This window comes from Sulfitobacter sediminis (assembly GCF_040811725.1).
GTDB classification, from domain to species: Bacteria; Pseudomonadota; Alphaproteobacteria; order Rhodobacterales; family Rhodobacteraceae; genus Sulfitobacter; species Sulfitobacter sediminis.
In genome coordinates, this window is the sequence record NZ_JBFNXX010000211.1 from 1 (window position 1) to 248 (window position 248).

Consider the following 248-nt stretch of genomic DNA (forward strand, 5'->3'; position numbering starts at 1 on the left):
GATACGCTCGGGACGGTGAGCGTGGAGGAGATGCTGGGCCGCTGGCGGGGCGAGGGGATCGACACCGGCCATGATCTCGACGGGATGCTTGAGGCCGCGCGCTGGCACGGCAAGGACTATGAAAGACCCGATGAGGGGTTTCCTCAGGTCCATTACGGACCATTCGCCGGGCGTTACTGCATCAATCCGGCACAGCTACCGATCCGCCTCTGCGCGCCGCTGCCCGCGAAGTCTGACCTGTTTAACCT

Annotated in this window: 1 protein-coding gene; it reads left to right on the top strand. The window is 64.1% G+C overall.

Annotated features, from left to right (window positions below):
• A partial coding sequence (locus AB2B41_RS23670) for a GXWXG domain-containing protein (protein WP_367880270.1) occupies positions 1-248 on the top strand: 248 nt, incomplete at both ends.